We start from the raw sequence: 25,649 nt of genomic DNA, 5'->3' as shown, positions 1-25,649 counted from the left end.
TTTCCACCATTCGACCATGCAGCCCAACCAAGAACAGGATCCGCCGCGCGCCGCGCCCAAGAGTTCGCTTTCGGCGGCGCTGGGCGACGCGTTGGCGGAGCAGATCCGCCAGGGGACGCTCGCACCCGGCGATCGCCTGCCCACGGAAAAGCAGCTGACGGAAACCTATTCGGTCAGCCGCGCCGTCGTGCGCGAAGCGCTGGCGCGCCTGAAGTCCGAAGGCCTGATCACGTCGCAGCAAGGCAGCGGAGTGTTCGTCGATCCGAACTTCCAGAAGAACGCGTTCCGCATCGCCGCGCCCACGCCGGGCGACAACCAGGAACTGGAACATATCCTGGAGCTGATGCTGTCCATCGAAGTCACCGCCGCGCGCTACGCTGCGCAGCGCCGCACCGACGCGGATCTGAAGAAGATGCGCCAGGCGCTGGTGGGCATGGAATACGCGCTGCTCAACGACAAGCTGGGCGACGAAGAGGACTACCAGTTCCACCATGCCATCGTGCAGGCGACCCATAATCCGCACCTGGTAGCCCTGAACGATTACCTGGAAGCCAATGTGCGCCGGGTCATCCGCAGCGCGCGCAACAATACGGCGCGCATGTACACCGAACGCATGGCCGCGGTGCAGAGCGAGCATCAGGCGATCTTCGCGGCCATCGACGCAGGCGATCCGGACGCCGCCGGACGCGCCGCCGACCAGCACCTGCGCAACGCCGCGGACCGCTTGCGGCTGTTCCAGGCGGAGCGGCCGGCGCCGGTCTAGGGCGCCGGGGACTGCCTGCCGCGCGGGTGAGTCCTAGGCGAAGGTCTGTTCCATTTCGCGGCGGAACTGCACGGCCGTAGACCTTTCGTCGTACTCCACGTCGGCCCAGCGGATCGCCTGCGATTGGCGCACCGGGTTCTTCAACTTGACCTGGTGCGACAGGCCCAGCGGCAGATAGCCCTCGTCCACCGAATCGCGCGCCGGCATCAGCCGGCCGTACACCGTGTAGCCGCCTTCGCCGTCCAGGATCTGGCCGGCCGGCAGGTCGCGCTTGGCGGTGGCGACGACGTCGCCATGCCAGCCCGCGGGCGCGCCGGTGGGTTCGCGGCGCAAGCCCACGCTGGCCACGCTGATGCCCAGCTCCAGGCCGATCAGGTGATAGGGCTTGTACATGGCGGTGTAGTTGCCGCTGGGGTCCGTGACCAGGCCGTATTCCTTGAAGCAGCGGCGCACGTAGTCGCTGTCGGCGGCCAGGGTCACGTACACGCCCCAGCGCAGGTCGCGGAACACCGGGCGGCCGTCGCGCTCCAGCGAGGAAATCACCTCGACCTGGCCGCGATGGTGCAGGATGCCGCCGCTTTCGCGCGGCCGCAGCACGCGCGCCAGATCGTCCACGCCGCAGGGCGGGAAGTGCAGGCCGGATGGCGAGGGCAGCAAGCCCGTGGCGTTGGACACCGCGGCCATTTCGATCGCGCTCTTGGTGCCGTCCAGGAAACTGTTGAACATCTGCGCGTTGAAGTCGCCCGCCGCTACCATCTCGGCGGTGAAGCCGTAATAGGGCCAGACGGTGTCCGGCGTGGAGGTATGGAATTCCGGCAGATACTTGGTGCCCTTGCCCGCGGCCATGACCTCGAAGCCGCTGGCGCGGGCCCAGTCCACCATTTCGCAGATCAGGGCCGGCTGGTCGCCGTAGGCCAGCGAATAGACGATGCCGGCCTCGCGCGCGCGCCGCGCCAGCAGGGGGCCGGCCAGCGCGTCGGCCTCGACGTTGACCATGATGATGTGCTTGCCGTATTCGCAGCAGGCCAGCACGTGGCTGATGCCGGCGGCGGCCTGGCCGGTGGCGTCGATGACGATATCGACATCGGGACTGGCGATCACGGCGTGGGGATCGTCGCTGAAGTAGACCTTGCCGTTCTTCAGCGCATCATTGGTGCTGCTGGCGTTGAGCGCGCTGGCGGGCCAGCCCACCCGGGTTAGCGCCGCGCGGGCCCGGTCGGGCGCCAGATCGGCCACGGCGACCAGCCTCATTCCCGGCGTGCGCGGGGCTTGGCTCATGAACATCGCGCCGAACTTTCCGGCGCCCAGCAAGGCAACACGCAAGGGCTTGTGATCGGCTTCTCGCTGCTTCAGCAGGCGGTACAGATTCATGGCGCGGGCTCCTCCGGGGTGGGGGGTACTGCAACACAGAATAGTCCCAAATCGCGGCTACTGAACAGGACTCACTCGTCTGCCGTATACAGCTCTCCGGCCAGCACGTTGCGCCAGTTCTGCCAGCTGATGCGGGGGCGGTCCGACACCTCGCGGTTGTAGGGGGCGTCGAACAGGATGTGCTTCCAGCGCGGCTTGATCGCGCCTTCGATCAGGGGCTTGTCGTCGATCAGCAGGTGGCCGTGCACCAGGGTCTTGTCCTTGGTCAGGATCAGCCGGTTGGTCGCTTCGCGGCCCAGGTGTTTTTCCACCCACAGGTACTTCTCCGCCACGCAGTTCTCGAACTGCGACAGGGGCGAGGAGCAGATGCGCACGTCCATGCCCAGCGCCAGCAGTTCCTGTATGGCGTCCAGCGCGCCGGGCACCGGCGGCAGGTCGCGGATGAAGCCGGGCGCCGTGTAGATGGCCTCGGCCATGCCGCGCAGCTCGGGGGCGTAATCCTGGCGGATGTAGAAAGACTTGCGGTCCTCGAACGCCACCGGCGGGATGTCCGGATGGCGCGCGCGCCAGGCGTCGATGAAGGCGTGTTCGAAATCGGCGAGCACGCCGTCTTGGTCCAGCAGGATGATCATGGCGGTCCCGGGTGATGGCAACCGGCTGATTGTGCCAGAGCGGAACGTCAGGAGTCTTGCGGCCGGGACTGCGCCACGATGCGGTAGCGGCTGCCGCCCGATTGCGATTCGGAGGCGACCAACACCATGCGGTCGTAGCGCCAGGGCAGGGGGGCGGGCGCTTCGGCTGGCGGACTGGAGTGCTCGATGTTGCGCAGCAGGGTGACGTGCGGGCGGAAGGGCTGCGGCGGCGCGGCCAGGCCAAAACCCGACAGCCATAGCCACAGATCATCGTGGGCGGCCTGCAGGCCTTCGGGCGTGTCGCCGGGACCGGCCCACAGGATGCGCTGGCGACCGAAGACGCCGTAGCGGTCCAGCATGATGTCCTCGGGGGCGAGGCGGCGTTCAGGTGTCGCCGCGGCCAGCTCATCGGCGAGCGCCGCGTCCACCGGCCCAAGGAAGGCCAGGGTCAGGTGCAGGGTTTCCGTGCGCATGGCGCGCCCGCCGCAGCTGGGTCGAGCCTGCTCTGCCCAGGTCGCGAGCTGGGCGGCCAGCGAGGGGGCGGGCCACAAGGCGTAGAACAGGCGGACGGTGGACATGCGCTGATTGTAGGGGCGCATGCGGCGCAATGCGCGTGCGCGGCCCTTCAGTCGCTTGTGGTTTCGGTGCGGCGCCGGCGGGTCAGGGCGGTGTCGAAACGTTCCACGCCTGGGCGGGCTGGACGGTCGAAGCGTTCCACGCCTGGGCGGGCTGGACGGTCGAAGCGTTCCACGCCGGGACGGGCCGGGCGGTCGAAACGCTCCACGCCGGGACGGGTGAAGCGTTCGACGCGCTGCGGGGTTTCGGTCTTGGCCTGCACGCTCTGGGCGGCCGCCTGTTCGCGCTTGGCGATGATTTCCTCGGCGCGCTGATGATGCGGCGCCATCTTGCGGACCATCACCCGGCCGTCGCGCGGGAAGTAGTTGATGCGGCGCGCGTGCACGTCGCCCAGGTCTTGCGCCTTGACGGGGATGCCTTCGGTTCTGAGATAGTTCAGCACGAACTGGCCGTTGCGTTCGCCGATGTTCATCTGCTGCATGGCGGACAGCACGGCGCCGCCGCCGAATACCTTGGCTTCAAGCCGGTCGCGCGCCGCGCCGGCCTTCAGCAGTTCGTTGATCAGCACTTCCATGGCGAAGGCGCCATAGCGCATGGTGGCCGAGGCGGGCGACTGCATGTCGCCCTCAGGCAACATGAAATGGTTCATGCCGCCCACGCCCGTGATCGGGTCGTGGATACAGGCGGCGACGCAAGACCCCAGGACGGTCGAGATCATCAGGTCTTCGTTGGTGACGTAGTACTCGTTGGGCAGTACTTTCACCGCCTGACACTGGAACGCGCTGTCGAAATAGTGGCGCGTCGCACGGGCTTCAAGACGGGCGGCCATGGGACTCGATTAAGGGCAAGTACAACGATTGGGACACGAAGGTGGCAGCTCGAGAACAGAAATGTATCAAAGTATGTAAGAAAATGTCGCTTTATTCTTGCATACTCAAGCTTCCAGCGGGTGAATTGCTATGTAACGGGCGCAGTAATGTGTCCTGTTTTTGCAGCCCGGCCCAAAGCCGAAGACGCCCGCAGGCAGGCATGCAAGCATCCTACACAGGCGGGCGGAAGTCGTTCCCCGGATCACGGGGAAGAAGGGGCTTTATACGGAGCTTTAGGCGCTGCGCGTCAGAAGCGCGTGCTGCGGGTGACCGACCAGCGGGCCGACAGGGCGCCCAGGGCGGCCGAAGCCACCACCGCGCCGATCAGCACGGACGGGCCCGGAAGGTGCAGGGCGAATTCGGCCCCGTAGCTGCGGGCCAGCCCCACCAGGGCGTCGTTCAGTGGCGACAGCGCGACCGCCGCCACGCCGATGGCCAGAAGCGAGGCCACCGCGCCCGATAGCGCGCCCAGGTAGAGGAAGGGGCGGCGCACGAAGGATTCGGTGGCGCCCACCAGCCGCGCCACGCCGATTTCCTCGCGTTGCGACAGCGCCTGCATGCGCACGGTATTGAAGACCGTCGCCAGCACCACCACCGCCACGCAGGCGGCCAGGAAGGCCAGGCCGATGCGGGCAAAGCGCAGGATCGCCTCCAGGCGCTGCACCCAGGCGCTGTCCAGCTGCACCAGGTCGACGTGGTTCCATTGTTTCCAGGAGGCGGCCAGCTTGTCTGCCCGGCCGGCGAGGTTGTCGCCATCGGCCAGCGTCACCACCACTGCGTCCGGCAGCGGGTTGCCCGGCAGCACGGCCAGCGCCTGCTGCCAGGCCGGGTTGGCGCGCAGATCCGCCAAGGCGTCCTCGCGGCCCACCACGCGCACGGCGCGAACGTCGTCCTTGAATTCGTCCTGGATCCGTTTGGCCACGTCCGCGGCGGCGCCCGAGGGGGCGTCCACGCGCATGAAGACGGTGACTTCGGGGGTGACCGACATCTGGCGCGCCACCGGCTGGACCGAGACGAGGATGGCACTGCCCAACAGGGGCAGGGCCAGCGCCAGGGCCATGACCAGCAGGTTGGCCAGGGAGGAGAACGGTTGCTTGATCAGCCGGCGCAGGGTGACCAGCAGCGCGTAGCGGTGTTGCCGCAGCCAGGCGTTCATGCGGACTCTCCCGGATAGGCGCGGCCGGACGCGGCGCCCGGCTGTTGTCCAATGCCGGATTGTCCCGCGCCGGCCTCAGGCTGCGGCGTTGCGGAACCCTGGGAGTCGGCGAACTTGCCCGGGTCGATGCGCAAGGTGCGGGTGGCGTAGCGCGCCATGAGGTCCTGGTCGTGCGAGGCGATCAGCGTGGTCACGCCGACGCGGTTGAAGTCGCGGAACACATTCATGATGCGCTGCGCGTTGTCGTGGTCGAGGTTGGCGGTGGGTTCGTCGGCGATCAGGATGGCGGGCCGGTTCACGATGGCCCGCGCGATCGCCAGGCGCTGCTGTTCGCCGCCGGACAGTTCGATCGGATTCAGGTCTTCCTTGCCGGACAGCCCCACCTTGTCCAGGGCGGCGCGGGCGCGCGCCGCGGCCGAGTCCCAGGCGTGGCCCGTGACCGCCAGCGGCAGCATGACATTTTCGAACGCGCTGCGATCGAACAGCAGGTGCGTGTCCTGCAGGATCACGCCCACGGCGCGGCGCAGGTACGGCCGGGCGCGGGCGGGCAGCTTGTCCAGCCGCTGGCCGTTGACCTGGATCGACCCCCGGCTGGCGGGCTCCAGTCCGCCGATCAGCTTGAGCAAGGTGGACTTGCCCGCGCCGGACGGCCCGGATACGAAAACGAACTCTCCCGCGCTCACGCGGAAGTTGATGTCGGCCAGGATATTGCGGCCGCGACCATATGATTTGAATACGTGCTGGAATTCGATCATGGCGGCTGTCAGATGAAGCCGCAATAGTAACTCGGGGACACTAAGGTGGCCTAAACCGCCTGGACGATGCGCGGACAAATATTTGCGCGCAAGGCGTCCGGGCGCGTTTGTCCTGGCTCAAACAGTGCCCCCATTTTCGACAGGAAACAGCGTTTCATTTCACCCAGTGTCCCTATATTTCAAGGGAATTCCCGGATGCGCCGCGAGCGGCGCGGACGCTACCATCCGCCCCATACGTCGGCCCAACCCGGCCTGCGTTGCGACTTCGCTTTATCCCACACGGAGAACACGATGAAAGTACTGAAACTCGCTGCGATCGGCGCCGCTTTGTTCGCTGCATCCGCGGCTGCCAATGCGGGCGCAACCTTCGATAACGTCAAGAAAAAAGGGTTTGTCCAGTGCGGGGTTTCGACGGGCATCCCGGGGTTCTCCATCGCTGACAGCAAGGGCGAATACAAGGGCATCGACGTGGACCTGTGCCGCGCCATCGCCTCGACCATGTTCGGCGACGCCACCAAGGTCAAGTTCACCCCGCTGAACACGCAGCAACGCTTCACCGCGCTGCAGTCCGGCGAAGTCGACGTCCTCACCCGCAACACCACCGTCACGCTGACGCGCGACACCACGCTGGGCCTGATCGGCGTGGGCGTGAACTACTACGACAGCCAGGGCGTCATGGTCTCCAAGGACCTGAACGTCAAGAGCGCCAAGGAACTCAACGGCGCCACCATCTGCGTGCAGCCCGGCACCACCACCGAACTGAACCTGGCTGACTGGTTCCGCGGCCAGAAGATCGAATTCAAGCCGGTCGTGATCGACAAGTACGACGAAATCATCCGCGCCTTCTCGGCCGGCCGCTGCGACGCCTTCACCACCGACAAGTCGCAACTGGCTTCCACCCGCACCACGCTCGAGAACCCGGACAAGTACGTGATCCTGCCGGAAGACTTCTCCAAGGAGCCGCTGGGCCCCATGGTCCGCCAGGGCGACGAGCAATGGTTCAACATCGTGCGCTGGTCGCTCAACGCCATGCTCGAAGCCGAGGAATACGGCATCACCAAGGCCAACGTCGCGGAAATGGCCAAGAGCCCCAACCCCAACATCCAGCGCATCCTGGGCGTGACCCCGGGCATGGGCAAGAACCTGGGCGTGGATGACAAGTGGGCCTACAACATCATCAAGAACGTGGGCAACTACGGCGAAAGCTTCGAAAGCACGCTGGGCAAGAGCAGCGCGATGAAGCTGGAGCGCGGCTTGAACGCTTCCTACAAGAATGGTGGCTTGATGTACGGCTGGCCGGTGCGCTAACACACGGCTGCCTGGAAAAACGGAGCCCGGCGCTCCGTTTTTCCTCTCCCGCCCTCGGGCGGGTGGCAGGAGTGGGTGGCGCGGCCCTACCGGCTTCGCCGCCCGGTGTCCGACTTCTGTAGATTTACTCATGAATACTCCCAATAAAAGCGCGCCTGCATCGGCACCTCCCCGGCGTCTGAACTGGAACGATCCCGGGGTGCGCTCCGTGGTCTATCAAGTCCTGGCGCTGGCCGCGGTGGCCTGGGCCGTGTGGTTCCTGGTTTCAAACACCCTGCACAACCTGTCCGTGCGCAACATCGCCACGGGCTTCGGCTTCCTGGACCGTGAGGCCGGCTTCGCGATCGGCGAAACGCCCATCGCCTATACCCCTGCGGACACCTACGGCCGCGCCATCCTGGTGGGCCTGCTCAACACGCTGCGCGTAGCCGTTATCGGCATCGTGCTGGCGACCATCCTCGGTACGCTCATCGGCATCGGCCGCCTGTCCAAGAACTGGCTGGTCGCCAAGATCACCTCGGTCTATGTCGAGATAATGCGCAACGTGCCGCTGCTGCTGCAGCTGTTCTTCTGGTACGCGCTGATCACGGAAAACATGCCCGGTCCGCGCCAGGCGCACAATCCGCTGCCCGGCGTCTTCATCTCCAACCGTGGCTTGAAGGTGCCGGGGCTGGAAGGCAATTCGCTGGACTGGATGCTGGCCGGACTGGGCCTGGCCATCGTGGCGATCATCCTGCTGGGCCATTGGGGCAAGAAGCGCCAGGAGGCCACCGGCCGCGTGTTCCCGCTGGGCCGCGCCGCCATCGGCCTGCTCATCGGCTTTCCCATCATCGGCTGGCTGGTCAGCGGCGCTTCGCTGACCCTGGACATGCCGGAGCTCAAGGGCTTCAACTTCTCGGGCGGCCTGACCTTGTCGCCGGAATTCGCCGCCCTGATGGCGGGCCTGGTGATCTACACCTCGGCCTTCATTGCCGAGGTCGTGCGTTCAGGCATCCAGGCGGTCAACAACGGGCAGTGGGAAGCTGCCGGCTCGCTGGGCCTGCGCCGCAAGCAGGTGCTGCGCCTGGTGGTGCTGCCGCAGGCGCTGCGCGTGATCATCCCGCCGATGACCAGCCAGTACCTGAACCTGACCAAGAACAGTTCGCTCGCGGTGGCCATCGGCTACCCCGACATCGTGTCGGTGGTGAACACCACGCTGAACCAGACCGGCCAGGCCATCGAGGGCATCCTCATCATCATGGCCGCGTACCTCACGGTCAGCCTGTCGATCTCGATATTCATGAACTGGTACAACAAGCGCATCGCGCTGGTGGAGCGTTGATATGAGCAGCACTTCGCATATCCCCGCCGAAGGCCTGCCGCCGCCCAGCACCCAGGTGGGCGCCTGGGCCTGGATCAAGTCGCGCCTGTTCTCCTCGCCGCTGAATATCCTCATCACGGTGCTGCTGGCGTGGTTCCTGCTGATGGCAGTGCCGGCGCTGGTGGAATGGGCCTTCATCAAGGCGAACTTCTCCGCGGCCAACGCGCAGGAGTGCCGCGCTTCCGGGGGCGCCTGCTGGGCGTTCATCATCGAGAAGCACCGGCTGATCCTGTTCGGCACCTATCCCTACGACGAGCAATGGCGTCCGCTGATCGCAACCATCATCCTGGTGGCCGTGATCGTCTGCAGCGGCATCCGGCGCTTCTGGAACTGGAAGCTCGCCGTCATCTGGACCGTGGGCCTGACGGCCGTGGCGCTCCTGATGTGGGGCGGCGTGTTCGGCCTGACCTACGTGGAAAACGCGCGCTGGGGCGGCCTGCCGCTGACGCTGATCCTGTCCACGTTCGGCATCGCCTTCGCCTTCCCCATCGGCGTGCTGCTGGCCCTGGGCCGGCGCTCCAAGATGCCTGCCATCAAGGCGCTGTGCGTCGTGTACATCGAGCTGATCCGCGGCGTGCCGCTGATCAGCCTGCTGTTCATGTCCTCGGTGATGCTGCCGCTGTTCCTGCCCGAAGGCTTCTCCATCGACAAGCTGCTGCGCGCGCAGATCGCGATCATCATGTTCGCGGCGGCGTACATCGCCGAAACGGTGCGCGGCGGCTTGCAGGCGATTCCCAAGGGCCAGTACGAGGGCGCGGATTCGCTGGGCCTGAACTACTGGCAGCAGATGCGCAAGATCATCCTGCCGCAGGCGCTGAAGATCGTGATCCCGCCGCTGGTCAGCATTTTCATCGCGCTGTTCAAGGACACCTCGCTGGTGGTGATCATCGGCATCTTCGACCTGACGCTGGCGGCCAAGGCGGCCTTGTCCGACGCGGCATGGCGCGGATTCGGGGTGGAGGCGTACCTGTTCATTTCGCTCATCTACTTCGTCTTCTGCTTCTCCATGTCCAAGTACAGCCAGGCGCTGGAAAAACGCCTGGCCACGGGACACGCACGCTAGAACTTTGCAGCGCGTCCGCCCCGGGCGGACGCGCACCGCGATACTTACGGGAGTACAGGCATGTCTGATGCCATCATCAAATTGCAGGACGTGAACAAGTGGTACGGCCAGTTCCACGTGCTGCGCAACATCAACCTGGACGTCGCGCCGGGTGAGCGCATCGTGGTGTGCGGGCCGTCGGGCTCGGGCAAATCCACCATGATCCGCTGTATCAACCGCCTGGAAGAGCACCAGAAGGGCCACATCATCGTGGACGGCACGGAGCTCACCAACGATCTCAAGCACATCGAGACCATCCGCAAGGACGTCGGCATGGTGTTCCAGCACTTCAACCTGTTCCCGCACCTGACCGTGCTGGAAAACCTGACGCTGGGGCCCATGTGGGTGCTGAAGAAGCCGCGCGCGGAAGCCGAGGCCACGGCCATGAAGTACCTGGAGCGCGTGCGCATTCCGGACCAGGCCAAGAAATTCCCTGGCCAGCTCTCGGGCGGCCAGCAGCAGCGTGTGGCGATCGCGCGTTCGCTGTGCATGAGCCCCAAGATCATGCTGTTCGATGAGCCGACCTCGGCGCTGGACCCGGAAATGGTCAAGGAGGTGCTGGACGTGATGGTCAACCTGGCGCAGGAAAGCGGTATGACCATGATCTGCGTGACCCACGAAATGGGCTTCGCGCGCAAGGTCGCCAACCGCGTGATCTTCATGGACCGCGGCGAGATCATCGAGCAGAACAGCCCGGACGAGTTCTTCGACAATCCGCAGAACGACCGGACCAAGCTCTTCTTGAGCCAGATCCTGCACTGATGCTTCAAAACCGCCTTCGGGCGGTTTTTTCTTGGGGCGGCGGGTTGCCGTGACGGGGCAGCGGCGTGAACAGCCGGGGGTTCTGCTGGTATCTCTTTGTTACGCCTTATTCCTCGCTGCGGTATGCTACTGACCGCTATTGATCCGAAGCGAGGAGAACAACATCATGACGCAGACCCCCCGCAGCGCTGTGCGCCGCGCCCTGTTGCAAGGCGCCGTGGCGCTGGCCGCCACCCTGCCTTTCGGCGCCCCGGCGCTGGCCCAGGCCACCGATTTCCCGACCAAGCCGTTGCGCTTCGTCGTGCCTTACCCGCCTGGCGGCCCGCTGGACACCATGGCCCGCATGCTGGCCGAGAAGGTGCGCGGCTCGCTGGGCCAACCGGTCATCGTGGAGAACCGTTCGGGCGCGGGCGGCAACATCGGCGCCGACCTGGTGGCCAAGGCGCCGGCCGACGGCTACACGCTGGTGATGGGCGCGGTCGCGACCCACGCCATCAATCCCTGGCTGTTCGCCAATCTGCCGTATGACCCGGTGAAGGACTTCGCGCCGGTGACCATCGTGGCCTCGGTGCCCAATGTGCTGGTGATGAACGTCGAGTTCGCGCAGAAGAACAAGATCGAGAAGCTGGCCGATCTGATCGACTATGCCAAGAAGAATCCGGGCAAGCTGAACTACGGTTCGGGCGGCAACGGCAGCGCGGGCCATCTGTCGGGCGAGCTGCTGAAGGCGCGCGCGGGGATCAATGTCGAGCACATTCCTTACCAGGGCGCGGCGCCTGCGCAGTTGGCGCTGCTGTCGGGACAGTCGGATTTCATGTTCGACAACCTGGCGGCTTCGGCGCCGCTGATCAAGGACGGCAAGGTCAAGGCATTGGCCGTGACGACTGCCAAGCGTTCTTCGCTGCTGGCGGATGTGCCTACGGTGGAAGAGTCGGGGATCAAGGGCTTTGACCTGGGGACCTGGTTCGGGGTGTTCACGACGGGCGGCACGCCGGCGCCGGTGGTGGCTAAGCTGAACAAGGCTTATGCCGATGCTATGCAGCAGGCGGATGTGAAGCAGCGCTTGTTGACGATGGGGTCTGAGGCTGCGCCGATGACGCCTGAGGCGTTTGCTGAGTTCGTTAAGGGGGAGAAGGCGAAGTATCAGGAGATTGTGAAGATCTCGGGGGCTAGTTTGAATTGATGTTTGTTTAGCGCCGGGTGGTTCTTTAGACGCCCGTCGCGTCGGCGGCCCGCGGTGTGCGGGGCTGCGATTGCGGTCCGGAGCGTTCGCTCCGGACTTGCCTCGGCGGCCCCCCCCTGCGTCATCTTCGTCACCGCCTGCGGCGGTTCCTTCAGATTCCCTCGGGCTTATCGACGCCCCGCACACCGCGGGCCGCCGACGCGACGGACTCCGGCGGTTGAAACTTGACGTCGGCTGGGGCGATTGGGGTTCTTCTGGTTCTTGCCGACATCTGTGTGGGGGGGCGTGTCTTGCGGGGCCCGCCCCAGGCCGGCCGCGCGGGCGGCCTTTTGGGGCTTACGCGGTGGCTTGCGTCGTGATGCTGTGTGCGTTGCGCTTTGCGGTGCGGCTTGTGGTCTATGCTGATAGTCCTTGCTTACTGACCAGAGGGCGTCATGCACCTGCAAGCTGCCATTCCCATTCTGCGCATTTTCTCCGTCGAGAAGGCGCGTGAGTTCTATCTGGATTTCCTGGGGTTCGAATGGGACTGGGAGCATCGCTTCGAGCCGGGCATGCCGCTGTATGCGCAAGTGCATCGCGGCGACCTGGTGCTGCACCTGAGCGAACACCACGGCGACGCCACGCCCGGATCCGCGGTGTTCGTGCGGATGCAGGGCGTGGACGAGTTCCAGGCCGAGGTGAACGTCAAGGGCTATGGCTATATGCGGCCGGGCGTGGAAGAGATGCCGTGGGGGCGGGTGATGGCGGTCATCGATCCGTTCGGGAATCGGCTGAGTTTTTGCGAATCGTCCGACTAGACGCCCAGGTAGCGCTGCGCGAGTTCGGGCTGCGCGGCGAGCTCCGCGGGGCTGCCTTGCCAGACCACGCGGCCCTTTTCCAGGACGTGGTGGCGGTCGACGAGCGTCGCCATTTCCTTCAGGTTCTTGTCTATCACCAGGATGGTCTGGCCTTCCTCCTTCAGGCGGCGCAGGCAGTTCCAGATTTCGTGGCGGATCAGCGGCGCCAGGCCTTCGGTGGCTTCGTCCAGGATGAGCAGGCGCGGGTTGATGAGGAGGGCGCGGCCGACGGCGAGCATTTGTTGTTCGCCGCCGGACAGCGTGCGGGCGGATTGGGCGCGGCGCTCCTTCAGGCGCGGGAACAGGTCGAAGACGCGGCCGACGTGCCAGCCGGCGCGGGTGTTGCGGGCGGTGGCGATCAGGTTTTCTTCCACCGACAGCGAGCCGAAGACGCGGCGGCCTTCGGGTACCAGGCCGATGCCCAGCTGGGCGATGCGGTGCGGGGCCTGGCCCGCGATGGGTTGGCCGTCGAGCAGGATGCTGCCGCCCTGGGCGGGCAGCATGCCCATGATGGTCTTGACGGTGGTGGTCTTGCCCATGCCGTTGCGGCCGATCAGGGATACGACCTGGCGCGCGGCGATGTCCAGGTCCACGCCGAACAGCACTTTGCTCGCGCCGTAGCCGGCCTGCAGTTGCTTGAGTTGCAGCATCAGTCCTCCTCGCCCAGATAGGCGGCGCGCACGTCGGGATGGTGGCGCACCTCGTCCGGCGTGCCTGTAAAGATGGTCTTGCCGTAGACCAGCACGGTGATCCGGTCGGCCAGGGCGAAGACGGCGTCCATGTCGTGTTCGACCAGCAGGATGGCGTAGCGGCCCTTCAGCTCCTGCAGCAGGGCGGTCATGCGTTGGGATTCCTCGGCGCCCATGCCGGCCATGGGCTCGTCCAGCAGCAACAGCGAGGCATCCAGCGACAAGGCCATCGCCAGTTCCAGCTGGCGCTTTTCGCCGTGGGCCAGTTCCGAAACCCGTACGTGGGCGCGGCCGCCCAGGCCGACGCGTTCCAGCGCCTCTCTGGCGGGTTGGCGCAGTTGCGGCAGGCGGCGGGCGTTCTTCCACAGGTTGAAGCCGCCGGGGCTGTGCGCCTGCACCGCCATGGCGACGTTGTCCTCGGCGCTGAAGGCGGGGTAGAGCTGGCTGATCTGGAACGAACGCGCCAGCCCGGCCGCGGGCCGCTTGTGGGCGGGCATGCGGGTGATGTCGCGGCCATCCAGCAGGATGTCGCCCGAGTCCGGCAGGATCTCGCCGCTGATCTGCGACAGCAGCGTGGTCTTGCCCGCGCCGTTGGGGCCGATGAGCGCATGCAGTTCGCCGGGCCGGACCTGCAGGTTGACGCCTTGGGTCGCGCGCACGGCGCCGAAGGATTTCTGCAGGTCGCGGATTTCCAGCTTGGGATGATCAGTCATGGTGCTTGCCTCCCACCAGCCAGCCATAGACGCCGCGCTTGCCGAACAGCACCACCAGCACCAGCACAGGCCCCAGGATCAGCATCCAGTGTTCGGTCCAGGCGGTGGCGACCTGTTCCAGGCCCAGGTACACGGCCACGCCCAGTACGGGGCCAAAGATGGACCCCATGCCGCCCAGGATCACCATGGCCATGAGTTCGCCGGACTTCTGCCAGGACGACATGTCGGGGCTGACGAAGAGCGCGTAGTTGGCCCACAGGGCGCCCGCCAGCCCGGTGCCCGCGGCCGACAGCACGAAGGCGGTGAGCCGGTAGCGCAGCGGTGCCAGGCCCAGTCCGATACTGCGGCGCGGATTCTGCTTGATGCTTTGCAGCGCCATGCCGAAGGGCGAATTGACGATGCGGCGGCAGGCCAGGATCCAGGCCGTCATGAGCGCCAGGCAGACGTAATAGAAGGCGGTGGGGTTGTTCATGTCCAGGCCGGGCAGGGTGTTGCGCGTGTCGATGGACAGGCCATCGTCGCCGCCGTAGACCATCAGGCCGACCAGGATGAAGTACAGCATCTGTCCAAAGGCCAGCGTGATCATGATGAACTGCACGCCCGAGGTCCGCAGCGACAGGAAGCCGACCACCAGGCCGGCGAGGGCGGCGGCAGCGATGGCCAGCGGCCACATCACCAGCGCCGCGTTGCTGCCGCTCCAGCCGAACAGTGTGTCGCCCTGGCTCAGGTGAAAGCCCGCGATGCCGATCACATAGCCGCCCAGCCCGAAGAAGGCGGCATGGCCGAAGCTGACCATGGCGCCGTAGCCCAGGATCAGGTCCAGGCTGACGGCGGCGATGGCGTAGATGAGAAAGCGGGTCATCAGGTTGATCAGGAAGCTCTCGCCCGTGGCCGACGCGATGGCCGGCACCAGCACGAACAGCAGCAGTCCAATCGTGTTGACGATGGTTTTTCTGGTCATGGGTATCGTTCCTATCGCTGCGCGGGCACCAGGCCGCGCGGCTTGAACAGCAGCACGATGGCCATCAGGATGTAGATGCTGGCCGAAACCAGGCTGGAACTCGCCGAGTCCGACAGCTCCGGCGGCAGCAGCCGCGACATCCAGAACGGGATGTAGGCGCGCCCCAGCGCATCGGTCATGCCTATCATCAGAGAACCGACCAGCGCGCCGCGCACCGAACCCACGCCACCCACCACGATAACCACGAAGGTGGTGATGAGGATGCGCTCGCCCATGCCGATCTCCACCGCCAGGAGCGGCGCGGCCATCACGCCGGCAAAGCCGCAGAGCAGGGCGCCTAGCGTGAAGATCAGCGTGAACAGGCGCTGGATGTTCACGCCCAGCGCGTCGACCATTTCGCCGTCGTCGGCGCCCGCGCGTACCAGCATGCCGACGCGCGTGCGCGAGATCAGCAGCCACAGCCCCAGCGCCACCAGCACGCCAGCGCCGATAAAGGCCAGCCGCATGAGGGGATAGTTCAGGCCGGGCAGGATCTCCACCGAGCCCGACAGGAAGGGCGGGATGTCCATGAAGGGCGGGCTGCGGCCGAACAGCACCGTCACCATCTCGTTGGTGAACAGCGTCAGGCCCAGCGTGGCCAGCACCTGGTCCAGGTGGTCGCGGCGGTACAGATGGCGGATCACCAGCAACTCCACCACCAGGCCATAGAGCGCCGCGCCCGCCAGCGCCGCCAGCAGCGCGGCCAGGAACGATCCGGTGGCCGCCGCGGCGCTGGCCGCGCAGAACGCGCCGACCATGTAGAACGAACCGTGCGTCAGGTTGATGACGTTCATGATGCCGAACACCAGCGTCAAGCCCGCCGACAGCAGGAACAGCAATGCGCTGTACTGCAGGCCATTCAAGACCTGCTCCAGGAACATCAGCATTGGGGACTCCTCGTGGAGTGGACCCGGCGGACTGCGCGCAATCCGCCGGGCGTCGTGCGGACTTACATCTTGCAGTCGGCGGCGTGCACGTCGGTATGGTCGCGGGCGATGACCTTCAGGTTCTTGTAGACCAGCTTGCCGTCGGGGCCGGCCTCGATGTGCAGCAGGTACCAGTCCTGGATCGGGTGCTGGTTGGGGCCGAACTTGAACTTGCCGCGCACGCTGGGGAAGTCGGCGCGGCGCAGCGCGTTGCGGAAGTCGTCAGCGCGGCCGGTGATGTCGCCGTCCACGGCCTTCAGTGCGGAGCCGATCAGGTTGGCGGTGTCGTAGGCCTGGGCCGCATAGGCGGTGGGCGCGCGGTTGTAGGCCTTGGTGAAGGCTTCGACGAAATGCTTGCTCTGCGGGTTGTCGAGATCCGCGCTCCACAACGAGCTCAGGTAGAAGCCCTTGCCGGCATTGCCGGTCGCGGCCAGCATGCGGTCGTCCATCGAGTAGATGGGCGTGATCATGCGGATCTTGTCGGCCAGGCCGGAGTTGGCGAATTGCTTGGTCAGGTTGATGCCCGCGCCGCCGGGGTGGAACTGGAAGATGGCGTCGGGATTGAGCGAGCGGATGCGCGCCAGTTCCACCGAGAAGTCGGCCTGTTCCAGCTTGGTGTAGATCTCGTCGGCGATCTCGCCCTTGTAGGTGCGCTTGAAGCCGGCCACCGCATCGCGCCCGGCCTGGTAGTTGGGCGCCATGATGACCACGCGCTTGGCGCCCAGCTCGTTGGCGGCAAGGCCCGCGGTGTCGGCGTAGGAGTCGTTCTGGAACGCCACCGAGAAGTAGTTCGGGTTGCAGGCCTTGCCGGCGTAGTTGGAGGGGCCCGCGTTCAGGCTGACATAGAAGCCGCCCGCGTTCAGCACGGTCGGCCCCACGGCCGCCATGACGTTGGAGAAGTTGATGCCCGTGAACAGCCGCACGCCGCCCTGCACCATCTTGTCGGCGATCTGCTTGGCGTTGGCGGGCTTGAGCGCGTCGTCCTCCACGCGCACATTGACCGGCACGCCGCCGAGTTTGCCGCCGCCTTCCTTGACCGCCAGCATGAAGGCGTCGCGCTCGTCTTCGCCGATGTAGCCGGCGGGCGTGGACAGGGTGCCGATGAAGCCGATGTCGACCGGCTTTTGCTGCGCGCCGGCCGCGAACGCGGTCAGCGCAAGCACGAGGGCGGCGCTGCCGCGGATTGCGGTTTTTCTCATGGTTGTCTCCTTGGGTGCCTGCATTTTTTCTATTGAGAGGATTGCCCCGCGAGGCAGTTTTCCACCTTCCAGCCGTACAGCCACTGCAACGCGTCGTAGAACTGGGACTGGCTGCGGCCGGTCCACAGCATGTTGCGCACGGTGCGTTCGACGCCCCGCGCGTGATAGAGCCTGCCCATTTCGCGCGTGGACCACACCACCCGCGCGCTGCGCGGGATGCGGACGGATTCGTACAGGCGGAACGCGGCCTCCAGGTCTTGGCCGCATTGCTTCACGGCTTCGCCCAATGTCACCGCGTCCTCCAGCGCCATGCAGGCGCCCTGGGCCATGTATTGCGTCATGGGATGGGCTGCATCGCCCAGAATGGTCACGCGCCCCTGGCCCCAGCGTTCCACGGGCTCGCGGTCGGCGGTGGCCCAGCGCTTCCAGGACGTGGGGCGGTCCAGCATCTGGTGCGGACGCGGGTGGATGCCCTGGAAGTAGGACAGCACTTCTTCCTTGCTGCCCTCGCGCACGCCCCATTCTTCCTGTTCGCGGCTGTGGAAAGTCACCACCAGGTTGTATTGCTGGCCGCCGCGCAAGGGGTAGTGCACCAGATGGCAGTGCGGGCCAGCCCACAGCACGGGGGCGTTGATGCGCAGCTCCTCGGGCATGTTCTCGCGTTCGACCACGGCGCGGTAGACCACGTGGCCGGTCACGCGCGCCGGGTCGCCCACCATGCGTTCGCGGATCACGGACTTCACGCCGTCCGCGCCTACTACGGCGTCGGCGCGATAGCGGTTGCCCTGGGTGTCCACGACTTCCACGCCCTTGTCGTCCTGCGACATGGAGGCAATCTGGGTGGAGGTGCGAAAGCTGATCAGCGGATTCTGCTGCACGGCCTCCAGGATGGACAAGTGAATGTCGGCGCGATGGATCACGGCATAGGGGCCGCCGAAGCGCTCGCGGAAGGCCTCGCCGGTATCGATGCGCACCACTTCGCGGGCGTCCACCGCGTCCATCATGATGATGTCGTCGGTAAACACGGCGCGGGCGCGCGCGGTCTGGCCCACGCCCAGGGCGTCCAGCGCCGCGAAGGCGTTGGGACCGAGCTGGATGCCGGCGCCGATTTCGCCGATGTGCGCGGCCTGCTCCAGCAGCTGCACGGCGATGCCTTGCCGGGTCAGCGCCAGCGCCGCGGCCAGGCCGCCGATGCCGCCGCCCACCACGATCACGGATTTATCGGTTTGCGTTGCGTTCATGTATGGCCTCCGCGCCGTTCAGTCCTGGCCGCCCAGGAACACGCCTTGTTTCACCAGCTGCGCCTGCAAGGCGGAAATGGGCACGTCACCGGGGGCGATGCCGGCGCGCAGCGCCATGGCAGCCGCCGTGCCCGCGGCCTCGCCCATGACGAAGCAGCTGCCGCTTACGCGCGCCGCCGACTGGCCTTCGTGCGTCATCGAGGCGCAGCGCCCGGCCACCAGCACATTGCCCGCCACGCCCGGGGCGCGTTTGGGCACCATCATGCGGAATGGCAGCTGGTTATAGCCGCGGGACTCGGGGATCGGCGGCCAGAGCCATTGCACGTCGCCGGCCGTGTGCATTTCCAGCGGCCAGCCATTGACGCCGATGCTGTCCGGAAAGTCGGCGCAGCCCAACACGTCTTCCTTGCTCAGAACGGCCTCGCCCACGATGCGGCGGGTCTCGCGGATGCCCAGCTGCGGCGCGATGTCCAGCACATAGGCGTTCTCGAAGCCCGGCACCTTGGCGCGCAGGAAGGCGAGGTATTGCACGATCTGGCGGCGGCCTTCGAGTTCGCCGGCCGACAGGGAATCGGCGTCGGTGCCGTCGGCCGCGCTGCCGTCGGCGTTGGCCAGCTGGGTCACGTTGACCCGCCACTCGTAGTCGTGTTTTTGCGGGCGCACGATGGCGCCGCGGCGCGGGAAGGTGAATTCGCCGCTGGCCGCAGCCTGGTCCATCAGCTGGGGGATGGTCTTCCAGGCTTCCTGCGCGCGGGCGCCGTCGACATTGCCGACCTTGAACATCAGCGTGGGATAGAGCATGCCGCCGTGCTCGTCGCCCTTCTCGAAGGGCAGGCCGCCCCATTGGGCGATATCGGCGTCGCCCGAGCAATCGATATAGACCTTGGCGCGCACGGCGCAGCGGCCGGACTTGGTTTCCAGGAAGAGCGCATCCACGTTGCCGTCGGCGCCGCGCGCCAGGCCGGTGGCCAGCGCATGGAACAGCACCTGTGCGCCGCTGGCCTGGACCAGCCCGTCGGCGGCGCACTTGAAGGCCGAGATGTCATAAGCCTGGGCGTGGATCTTGCCCAGGATCAGGTGAGGCTCGTTGAGCCCGTCCATGGCGCGCATGCGGTCCAGCAGGTCGTCCGTCATGCCGTGGACCACCTGGCGGATGTCGCCCCGGATGTTCGCGTGCAGGCCGCAGAAGTTGGATACGCCGGCCGCCGTGCCCATCCCTCCCAGGAATCCGTAGCGTTCCACCAGCAGCACGCTGGCGCCGTTGCGCGCGGCGCTGGCGGCGGCCAACAGGCCGGCGGGGCCGCCGCCCAGCACGACGACCTCATATTCGCCGTAGAGCGGAACCTGGCGGGCGGGTTCGGTGATGAGCATCCCGTGTTCTCCTTGTTTGGGTTGCGCGGCGTGGCCGGGCGCCGGTTTACTGGCCCTTGATGCCCAGCTTCTTGATGAGCGGCTCCCAGCGCTTGAGTTCGTCGTCCATGTAGGCGCGGAACTCGGCGGGTGTGGTGCCGGCGGGATCCATGAACTGGGCCTGCAGGCGCTTGGTGACCTCGGGATCACGGATGGCCTGGATCAGCGCGTCGGACAGCTTCTTCTGGATGTCGGCGGGAACCTTGGACGAGATCACGAAGCCGATCCACGCCGAGCCCTCGATGCCCGGCACGCCGACTTCGGCCAGCGTCGGGATGTCGGGCAGCAGGGCGGAGCGCTTGGAGGAGGTGACGGCCAGGGCCTTCAGGCGTCCATCCTTCACCATGGGCATGACGGCGATGGGCGGCAGCGCGGCGAACTGCGTGTCGCCGGACAGCAGCGAGGTCAGCGCCGCGGGCGACGAGGGATAGGGCACGTGGGTGGCGCGCGCGCCGGTCTGCTGCAGCATCAGTTCCACGGCCAGGTGCGACACCGTGCCGGCGCCCGTGGAAGGGAAGTTGTATTTGTCCGAATTCTTCTTCAGCGCTTCCAGCAACTGGCCGATGTTGTCGATGCCGGCCGAGAGGGGCACGACCAGCACATTGGGCTGGTGCACCGCCAGCGTCAGCGGCGCCAGGTCGGTTGCCGGCGCATAGGGCAGCTTGTCGAACAGCAGAGTATTGTTGACCAGCGGGCCGGTAATGGACACGCCGAAGGTATAGCCGTCGGGCTTGGCGTTGGCGATGGCATAGGTGCCGATGTTGCCGCTGGCGCCCGGCTTGTTCTCGATGACGATGCTCTGGCCCAGGATGGCGCCCGCCTTTTCGCCAACGATGCGCGCCACCTGGTCGGGGCTGGAGCCCGGGCCGAAGGGCACAATGGCCTTGAGCGGCTGGGCCGGCCAGGCCTGCGCCTGCGCGGCGGCCAGCGGCGCAAGCGCGGCCAGTCCCAGGATCAGGGCATGGGCGGCGATACGGCGCGCGTAGGGCTTATGCATGGGTGTCTCCGAGATCCTTCATGGTGTTGAAGTAGGTTTGTTCGTTGGCGATGAAGGCCGCGACCATGGCGCGATAGGTGGCGTCCACCACCTGGTCCAGGTTGGCGAAACCCTGGTTGTGGCGTTCGGCCAGCAGGCGCGCCTTTTCGAAGACCTGGGCCTGGCGGGCCGGGGCGCTGACCTGGAAGGCGTCGCGCTTGAAGCGCGCGGCGTCCTTCACATACATGGCGCGTTCGGCGATCAGGCGCACGATCTCATCGTCCAGCCTGTCGATGTTGGCGCGCACTTCCGCCAGGTTGGCGCATAGCGGGCGGTAGGCGGGATCGGTGTATTCGCGCAGCGGCGCGCCCTGGGTGTCGGGTTCCTGGTTGCTCACTTGGTGTAGTCCGGTTGCTGGGTGGGAGCCGCCTGCTGGAAGGCGGGCTGCGCATTGCAGTGTTCATAGACGCGCATGGCGCGCGGATAGGCCGACAGGTCGCAGCCCATGCGCTGGGCGTTCGCCATCTGCGGCACCAGGCAGCAGTCCGCCAGGGTGGGCGCGTCGCCGTAGCAGTAGGCGCCATGGCCGTGGCGCGCCAGCAGCGCTTCCACAGCCGTCATGCCCTCGCGGATCCAGTGGTGATACCAGGCGTTCTTCTGTTCTTCGCTGGCGCCCAGCACGTCCTGCAGATAGCGCAGGATGCGCATGTTGTTGACGGGGTGGATGTCGCAGGAGATGGCGTCGGAAAGCTCCAGCACGCGGGCGCGCTCCAGCGTGCCGGCCGGGATCAGGCGCGGCTCGGGATGGGTGGCGTCCAGGTAGTCGACGATGGCCAGCGACTGCGACAGCTGGGTGTCGCCATCGATCAGCAGCGGCACGCCCGCGGAAGGATTCTTGGCCACGTAATCCGCCGCGCGCTGCTCCTGCTTGCGCAGGTTCACAGGCAGGTACTCGTACGGCAAACCCTTGAGCGCCAGCGCGATGCGCACGCGATAGGAGGTGGAACTATTGAAGAAGCTGTGCAGTTGCATGCGGGTTCCTGGAAGGTTCACACCATCTGCACGCTGAGCGTGCCCAGGCCGTCCACGCCGCCGACCATCTTGTCGCCGCGCACCACCGGACCCACGCCTTCGGGGGTGCCGGTGTAGATCAGGTCGCCGGCTTCCAGGCGGAAGTACTTGGACAGGTAGGCGACGGTTTCGGCGACGGACCAGATCAGCTTGCCGATGTCGCTTCTTTGCTTGTCGGCGCCGTTGACCTGCAGCCAGATGGCGGCCTGGCCGATGTTCTTGACCGCGCCGGCAGGATGCAGGGGGCCGATGGGCGCGCTCAGGTCGAAGGCCTTGCCCAGTTCCCAGGGCCGACCGGCTTCGCGCATCTTCATCTGCAGGTCGCGGCGGGTCATGTCCAGGCCCACGGCATAGCCCCAGACGTGCTGCAGCGCGTCGTCGACGGCGATGTTGGCGCCGCCCTTGCCAATGGCCGCCACCAGTTCGATCTCATAGTGCAGATTGGCGGTCTCGGAAGGATAGGGCAGCGACAGGGTGCTGCCTTCAGCCACCGGCACCACGGCGTCGGCCGGTTTGCAGAAGAAGAACGGCGGTTCGCGGTCGGGGTCGAAGCCCATTTCGCGGGCATGGGCGGCATAGTTGCGGCCGACGCAATAGACGCGGCGCACGGGGAAGCTGTCCTGGCTGCCGGCAACGGGCACGGCGATGGGAGCGGCGGGGTCGAAGACGAAAGACATGGGTCACCTTTGAGGAATGCGGGGCGGGGCCTGGCGCGGCCCCGGCCTGATACGGAAGTGGAGGGAGCGCGCCGGCCTTTAGCCGACGCGCGCTTCGCGCCACACGCCCAGCGCGTCCTGCACCGGGCGGTCGGAATAGCTGAACAGGGTGGCGTCGTCCAGCGCGGCCAGCTGCACGGGCTGCCAGGACGGCGCGACGAAGACGTCGCGCGGGCCGAAGTGGAATTCCTGGTCGCCGATGCGCGCGGTGCCGCGGCCTTCGACCACGCTGTAGACCGTGGAGTCGGTGCTGCGGTAGGTCTTGCCCTGGAATCCGGCGGGCAGGAACTGCATGAAGGTCGCCATGGTCGGCATGGGGTAGCCGCCGGTGGCCGGATTCAGGTAGCGCAGCTTCACGCCGTCCCAGGGGTCCAGTTCGCCGTGGCGGTAGAGCTGGTCCAGGGCTTCGCGGCTGCGTTCATAGGGGTAGTTGAAGATGGGCGATGTGCCGCTGGAGGTCTGGTGGCGCACGGGCGCCATGTTGTGGCCGTAGCGCGCCATGCTGTCGCCCTCGGGGCGGGTCACGGGTTGTGTGGCCGAGGGATAGTTTTCGGCGAAACCCGCGTCCAGGAAGCGCAGCAGCGGAATGTCCAGGCCGTCCAGCCAGACCACTGGCTCGCCGCCTTCGGCGGCTTCGGCGTTGCCATGGTCATGCCAGGTCCATGACGGTGTGATGATGAAGTCGCCGGGGTGCATGGTGGTGCGTTCGCCGTTGACCGCGGTGTAGGCGCCGCGGCCTTCGACGATGAAGCGCAGCGCCGACTGCGTATGGCGGTGGCTGGGCGCGATTTCGCCAGGCAGGATCAGCTGCAGGCCCGCATACAGGCTCTGCGTGATGCTGGCCTGGCCGGGCAGGCCGGGATTCTCCAGGATGAGCACGCGCCGCACGGCTTCTTCCGCCGTGATGAGCGAGCCGGACGCCATGACGTCGTCGCGCACGTCTTCGTACTTCCAGATGGCGGGGACGCAACGCGGCGCGGGTTCGCGCGGCACCAGGTTGTGCAGCGACTCCCACAAGGGAGCCATGTGTTTTCTGGCGATGCGTGCGTAATAGGCGGCGCGGTCCGCGCCGGGGGTGTGACCGTCGGGCATGCTTGTCTCCGGAATGTCCGGCTGGCGCCGGCTTCGCGTGGCCGCCGCGTGGCTCGCGGCTGGTCCTGATATGGAGACGATTATGCGTAAGGAGCTATGTGTTTTGAAATGAATTTATCTTATTATCCATACCAATAAGAATATACATAGACGAGACGAGGGCCTGCATGGACTGGACCCACCGGTTGCGCCTGCGCAATCTGAAAATGCTGCTCAGCCTGGCCCAGACCCGCAACATCAGCCATTCGGCGGCGATGCTCAATACGACGCAGCCGGGCTTGTCCAAGTGGCTGAAGGATCTGGAAGACGACATCGGGCTGCCGCTGTTCGAACGGCACGCGCGCGGCCTGCGGCCCACGCCGCACGGCGACGTGCTGATCGCGCATGCCCAGCGGGTGGAGGCGCAACTGGATCGCGCCAGCGCGGACATGGCGGCATTGCGCGAGGGCGGCGGCGGCCGGGTGGTGATAGGCGCGTCGGGCGCGTCGGCGTCGGACACCGTGCCGCTGGCGGTGATGAAGCTGCTCGAGCGCATGCCGCAGGCCCGCGTGAAGCTGGTGGAGGGTACGACCGACCAGCTGCTGGCGCAGTTGGCGCAGGGCGACCTGGACATCGTGGTGGGGCGTTCGGCGCCGGAGCATCACGACCCGGCGATCCGCTTCGAGGCCCTGTACCTGGAACCCATCCACCTGGTTGCGCGGCCGCGCCATCCGCTGTTCGCGATCGAGCAGCCCTCTTGGCCAGACCTGCTGTCTTACCGCTGGATCCTGTGGCCAAAAGGCACGCCTATCCGCAATGCGGTGGACGCGGCGCTGGCGGCGGCGGGCCAGGCGCCGCCGCCGGACCACGTCGAATCGAATTCGGTGACCATCAATCTCACGTTGATCAATAACAGCGACATGATCGGGGTGGCTTCGCACCGGGCGGCGCTGCGGTTTTCGCAGATGCGGGCGATGCGGATCATTCCGGTGCGTCTGTCGGGCTTCGGGTCGGTGGCGATGTACTGGCGCGAGGATGCGTTCCGTCCGATCGCGGTGCAGGAGGCAATGGCGGCCTTGCGCAGCACGGTGGCGGAACATGCGCCGGGCGCGGCGAGGGCATGATGGAGGCGCCGCGGGCGGGCCTGAACGCGTTGATCGCGCAGTGCCGCAAGCTGGAGGCGGCGCTGCCGGATCAGGACCAACCGGCTGCGTCGGCGGCGATGCATCGCTTCGTGGCGGAGATGGATGCGCGTCGCGCGCCGCCGGGGATGTGGTCGCCGCTGGTGTTGGCGGTGTTGGTGATGACAGGCGGGCTGGGCGTGGGGATAGGTCTGCTGAGCCTGCTGCTGCGCGGCGCGGGGCCGGCGTTGGCGGCGTTCGCGCTGGTGCTGGTCTGTGCGGCGACGGCCCTGGCGTTGGCCATTGGCGTGGTGGCCTTCATGGGCGGGCATGCATTCGGCCTGGTGGTGCTGAAGCGGCTGGCCTTGGGCTTGATTGCTGTCGGCTTCCTGGGCGTGATCGCGTGGACGCAGGGAGATGTTCGGGCGGTGGGGCCGGTGGTGGCTTTGCTTGGCGGGTTGGGGGCTTGGCTGGTGCTCAATAGCAATGGGTTTTATGTGTTTGCGGGGTATCAGATGGCGCGGAGGTATATGGAGCGGCGGGGGTGATGGTTTGGTTTTTGAGGCTGTGGGTTCTTGAGGAGGCTGTGGGTTCTTGAAGAGGCTGTAGGTTCTTAAGGCGCCCGTCGCGTCGGCGGCCTGCGGGGCGCGGGGCAACGATTGCGGTCCGGAGCATTCGCTCCGGACTTGCCTCGGCGGCCCCCCCGTCGTCATCTTCGTCCAGGCCTTCGGCCTTCCCTTCAGATTCCCTCGGGCTTATCGACGCCCCGCGCCCCGCAGGCCGCCGACGCGACAGGCTCCGATGTATGAATCTTCACGGGCGCTGGGGCGGTCGGTGTGTTTG

General features: G+C 66.4%; 27 protein-coding genes. 9 read left to right on the top strand and 18 right to left on the bottom strand.

Annotated features, from left to right (window positions below; genetic code table 11):
- Positions 1 to 16 precede the first annotated feature (16 nt).
- Complete coding sequence (locus tag IB259_RS22815) at positions 17 to 763, top strand: FadR/GntR family transcriptional regulator (protein ID WP_054458942.1); 747 nt, start codon at positions 17 to 19, stop codon at positions 761 to 763.
- Positions 764 to 796: 33 nt separating this feature from the next.
- On the opposite strand, the gene IB259_RS22810 is transcribed toward IB259_RS22815, so the two are convergent.
- The 6 genes from IB259_RS22810 to IB259_RS22785 all read right to left on the bottom strand — a co-directional run bounded on the left by IB259_RS22810 (position 797) and on the right by IB259_RS22785 (position 6,122).
- Positions 797 to 2,134 (bottom strand): NAD(P)H-dependent oxidoreductase, encoded by a 1,338-nt coding sequence (locus IB259_RS22810; protein WP_054458944.1) that lies wholly within the window; start codon positions 2,132 to 2,134, stop codon positions 797 to 799.
- A gap of 71 nt (positions 2,135 to 2,205) precedes the next feature.
- On the bottom strand, positions 2,206 to 2,766 hold the full coding sequence (locus IB259_RS22805; RefSeq protein WP_192330167.1) for a 5'-3'-deoxyribonucleotidase: 561 nt from the start codon (positions 2,764 to 2,766) through the stop codon (positions 2,206 to 2,208).
- 47 nt (positions 2,767 to 2,813) lie between these two features.
- Positions 2,814 to 3,365 (bottom strand): RNA 2',3'-cyclic phosphodiesterase, encoded by a 552-nt coding sequence (gene thpR, locus IB259_RS22800; protein ID WP_225590533.1) that lies wholly within the window; start codon positions 3,363 to 3,365, stop codon positions 2,814 to 2,816.
- Between the two features lie 26 nt (positions 3,366 to 3,391).
- A complete protein-coding gene (cheD, locus tag IB259_RS22795) occupies positions 3,392 to 4,171 on the bottom strand; it encodes a chemoreceptor glutamine deamidase CheD (protein ID WP_119450287.1) in 780 nt (259 codons plus the stop codon).
- Between the two features lie 287 nt (positions 4,172 to 4,458).
- Complete coding sequence (locus tag IB259_RS22790; protein ID WP_054458949.1) at positions 4,459 to 5,367, bottom strand: ABC transporter permease; 909 nt, start codon at positions 5,365 to 5,367, stop codon at positions 4,459 to 4,461.
- Positions 5,364 to 6,122, bottom strand: coding sequence for a cell division ATP-binding protein FtsE (locus IB259_RS22785; RefSeq protein WP_054458951.1), 759 nt, complete (start codon positions 6,120 to 6,122; stop codon positions 5,364 to 5,366). Before IB259_RS22785 ends, IB259_RS22790 begins: the two co-directional genes overlap by 4 nt.
- Before the next feature lie 291 nt (positions 6,123 to 6,413).
- Here IB259_RS22785 and IB259_RS22780 point away from each other — a divergent pair, with 291 nt between their 5' ends.
- The 6 genes from IB259_RS22780 (at position 6,414) to IB259_RS22755 (ending at position 12,634) form a co-directional block, all read left to right on the top strand.
- On the top strand, positions 6,414 to 7,430 hold the full coding sequence (locus IB259_RS22780; RefSeq protein ID WP_054458953.1) for an amino acid ABC transporter substrate-binding protein: 1,017 nt from the start codon (positions 6,414 to 6,416) through the stop codon (positions 7,428 to 7,430).
- Positions 7,431 to 7,560: 130 nt separating this feature from the next.
- Positions 7,561 to 8,751, top strand: a complete 1,191-nt coding sequence (locus IB259_RS22775) for an amino acid ABC transporter permease (protein ID WP_054458955.1) — start codon at positions 7,561 to 7,563, stop codon at positions 8,749 to 8,751.
- A 1-nt stretch (position 8,752) separates the two neighbouring features.
- Entirely contained in the window at positions 8,753 to 9,853 is a 1,101-nt protein-coding gene (locus IB259_RS22770) for an amino acid ABC transporter permease (protein ID WP_054458957.1), read from the top strand.
- Positions 9,854 to 9,913: 60 nt separating this feature from the next.
- On the top strand, positions 9,914 to 10,654 hold the full coding sequence (locus IB259_RS22765) for an amino acid ABC transporter ATP-binding protein (protein ID WP_042795434.1): 741 nt from the start codon (positions 9,914 to 9,916) through the stop codon (positions 10,652 to 10,654).
- 166 nt (positions 10,655 to 10,820) lie between these two features.
- Positions 10,821 to 11,837 carry a tripartite tricarboxylate transporter substrate binding protein gene (locus IB259_RS22760; RefSeq protein ID WP_054458959.1) on the top strand — a complete coding sequence of 339 codons (1,017 nt, stop codon included), beginning with the start codon at positions 10,821 to 10,823 and terminating at the stop codon, positions 11,835 to 11,837.
- A 434-nt stretch (positions 11,838 to 12,271) separates the two neighbouring features.
- Positions 12,272 to 12,634 carry a glyoxalase superfamily protein gene (locus IB259_RS22755; protein WP_192330166.1) on the top strand — a complete coding sequence of 121 codons (363 nt, stop codon included), beginning with the start codon at positions 12,272 to 12,274 and terminating at the stop codon, positions 12,632 to 12,634.
- On the opposite strand, the gene IB259_RS22750 is transcribed toward IB259_RS22755, so the two are convergent.
- From IB259_RS22750 to gtdA, 12 genes are all read right to left on the bottom strand, one after another.
- Positions 12,631 to 13,323 (bottom strand): ABC transporter ATP-binding protein, encoded by a 693-nt coding sequence (locus IB259_RS22750; protein ID WP_054458964.1) that lies wholly within the window; start codon positions 13,321 to 13,323, stop codon positions 12,631 to 12,633. The genes IB259_RS22755 and IB259_RS22750 overlap by 4 nt on opposite strands.
- A complete protein-coding gene (locus tag IB259_RS22745) occupies positions 13,323 to 14,075 on the bottom strand; it encodes an ABC transporter ATP-binding protein (RefSeq protein ID WP_119450289.1) in 753 nt (250 codons plus the stop codon). Before IB259_RS22745 ends, IB259_RS22750 begins: the two co-directional genes overlap by 1 nt.
- On the bottom strand, positions 14,068 to 15,036 hold the full coding sequence (locus IB259_RS22740; protein ID WP_054458968.1) for a branched-chain amino acid ABC transporter permease: 969 nt from the start codon (positions 15,034 to 15,036) through the stop codon (positions 14,068 to 14,070). The genes IB259_RS22745 and IB259_RS22740 overlap by 8 nt, the downstream gene beginning before the upstream one ends.
- Positions 15,037 to 15,047: 11 nt before the next feature.
- The gene (locus tag IB259_RS22735; protein ID WP_082401347.1) at positions 15,048 to 15,962 is read right to left on the bottom strand and encodes a branched-chain amino acid ABC transporter permease; all 915 of its coding nucleotides are present in this window, start codon (positions 15,960 to 15,962) and stop codon (positions 15,048 to 15,050) included.
- 62 nt (positions 15,963 to 16,024) lie between these two features.
- Positions 16,025 to 17,200: an ABC transporter substrate-binding protein gene (locus IB259_RS22730; RefSeq protein WP_054458970.1), complete on the bottom strand. Its 1,176-nt coding sequence runs from the start codon at positions 17,198 to 17,200 to the stop codon at positions 16,025 to 16,027.
- 29 nt (positions 17,201 to 17,229) lie between these two features.
- The gene (locus tag IB259_RS22725; protein WP_192330165.1) at positions 17,230 to 18,441 is read right to left on the bottom strand and encodes a 3-hydroxybenzoate 6-monooxygenase; all 1,212 of its coding nucleotides are present in this window, start codon (positions 18,439 to 18,441) and stop codon (positions 17,230 to 17,232) included.
- A gap of 18 nt (positions 18,442 to 18,459) precedes the next feature.
- Complete coding sequence (locus IB259_RS22720; RefSeq protein WP_054458974.1) at positions 18,460 to 19,812, bottom strand: FAD-dependent oxidoreductase; 1,353 nt, start codon at positions 19,810 to 19,812, stop codon at positions 18,460 to 18,462.
- A 46-nt stretch (positions 19,813 to 19,858) separates the two neighbouring features.
- Complete coding sequence (locus tag IB259_RS22715; protein WP_192330164.1) at positions 19,859 to 20,848, bottom strand: tripartite tricarboxylate transporter substrate binding protein; 990 nt, start codon at positions 20,846 to 20,848, stop codon at positions 19,859 to 19,861.
- A complete protein-coding gene (locus IB259_RS22710) occupies positions 20,841 to 21,224 on the bottom strand; it encodes a chorismate mutase (RefSeq protein ID WP_054458979.1) in 384 nt (127 codons plus the stop codon). The genes IB259_RS22715 and IB259_RS22710 overlap by 8 nt, the downstream gene beginning before the upstream one ends.
- On the bottom strand, positions 21,221 to 21,859 hold the full coding sequence (gene maiA / locus IB259_RS22705) for a maleylacetoacetate isomerase (RefSeq protein ID WP_054458981.1): 639 nt from the start codon (positions 21,857 to 21,859) through the stop codon (positions 21,221 to 21,223). The genes IB259_RS22710 and maiA overlap by 4 nt, the downstream gene beginning before the upstream one ends.
- A 17-nt stretch (positions 21,860 to 21,876) precedes the next feature.
- The gene (locus IB259_RS22700; RefSeq protein WP_192330163.1) at positions 21,877 to 22,575 is read right to left on the bottom strand and encodes a fumarylacetoacetate hydrolase family protein; all 699 of its coding nucleotides are present in this window, start codon (positions 22,573 to 22,575) and stop codon (positions 21,877 to 21,879) included.
- Between the two features lie 78 nt (positions 22,576 to 22,653).
- A complete protein-coding gene (gtdA, locus tag IB259_RS22695; protein ID WP_192330161.1) occupies positions 22,654 to 23,706 on the bottom strand; it encodes a gentisate 1,2-dioxygenase in 1,053 nt (350 codons plus the stop codon).
- Positions 23,707 to 23,873: 167 nt separating this feature from the next.
- Here gtdA and IB259_RS22690 point away from each other — a divergent pair, with 167 nt between their 5' ends.
- Together IB259_RS22690 and IB259_RS22685 are read left to right on the top strand one after the other, a co-directional pair.
- Complete coding sequence (locus IB259_RS22690) at positions 23,874 to 24,809, top strand: LysR substrate-binding domain-containing protein (protein ID WP_054458988.1); 936 nt, start codon at positions 23,874 to 23,876, stop codon at positions 24,807 to 24,809.
- Complete coding sequence (locus tag IB259_RS22685; protein ID WP_175213176.1) at positions 24,809 to 25,354, top strand: hypothetical protein; 546 nt, start codon at positions 24,809 to 24,811, stop codon at positions 25,352 to 25,354. The genes IB259_RS22690 and IB259_RS22685 overlap by 1 nt, the downstream gene beginning before the upstream one ends.
- Positions 25,355 to 25,649 lie beyond the last annotated feature (295 nt).

The sequence above is a fragment of the Achromobacter sp. ACM04 genome (assembly GCF_014851465.1).
Classification (GTDB): domain Bacteria; phylum Pseudomonadota; class Gammaproteobacteria; order Burkholderiales; family Burkholderiaceae_B; genus Achromobacter; species Achromobacter aegrifaciens.
The sequence above is the reverse complement of the archived record's forward strand: the minus strand, read 5'-3'. Positions and strand labels throughout refer to the sequence as shown.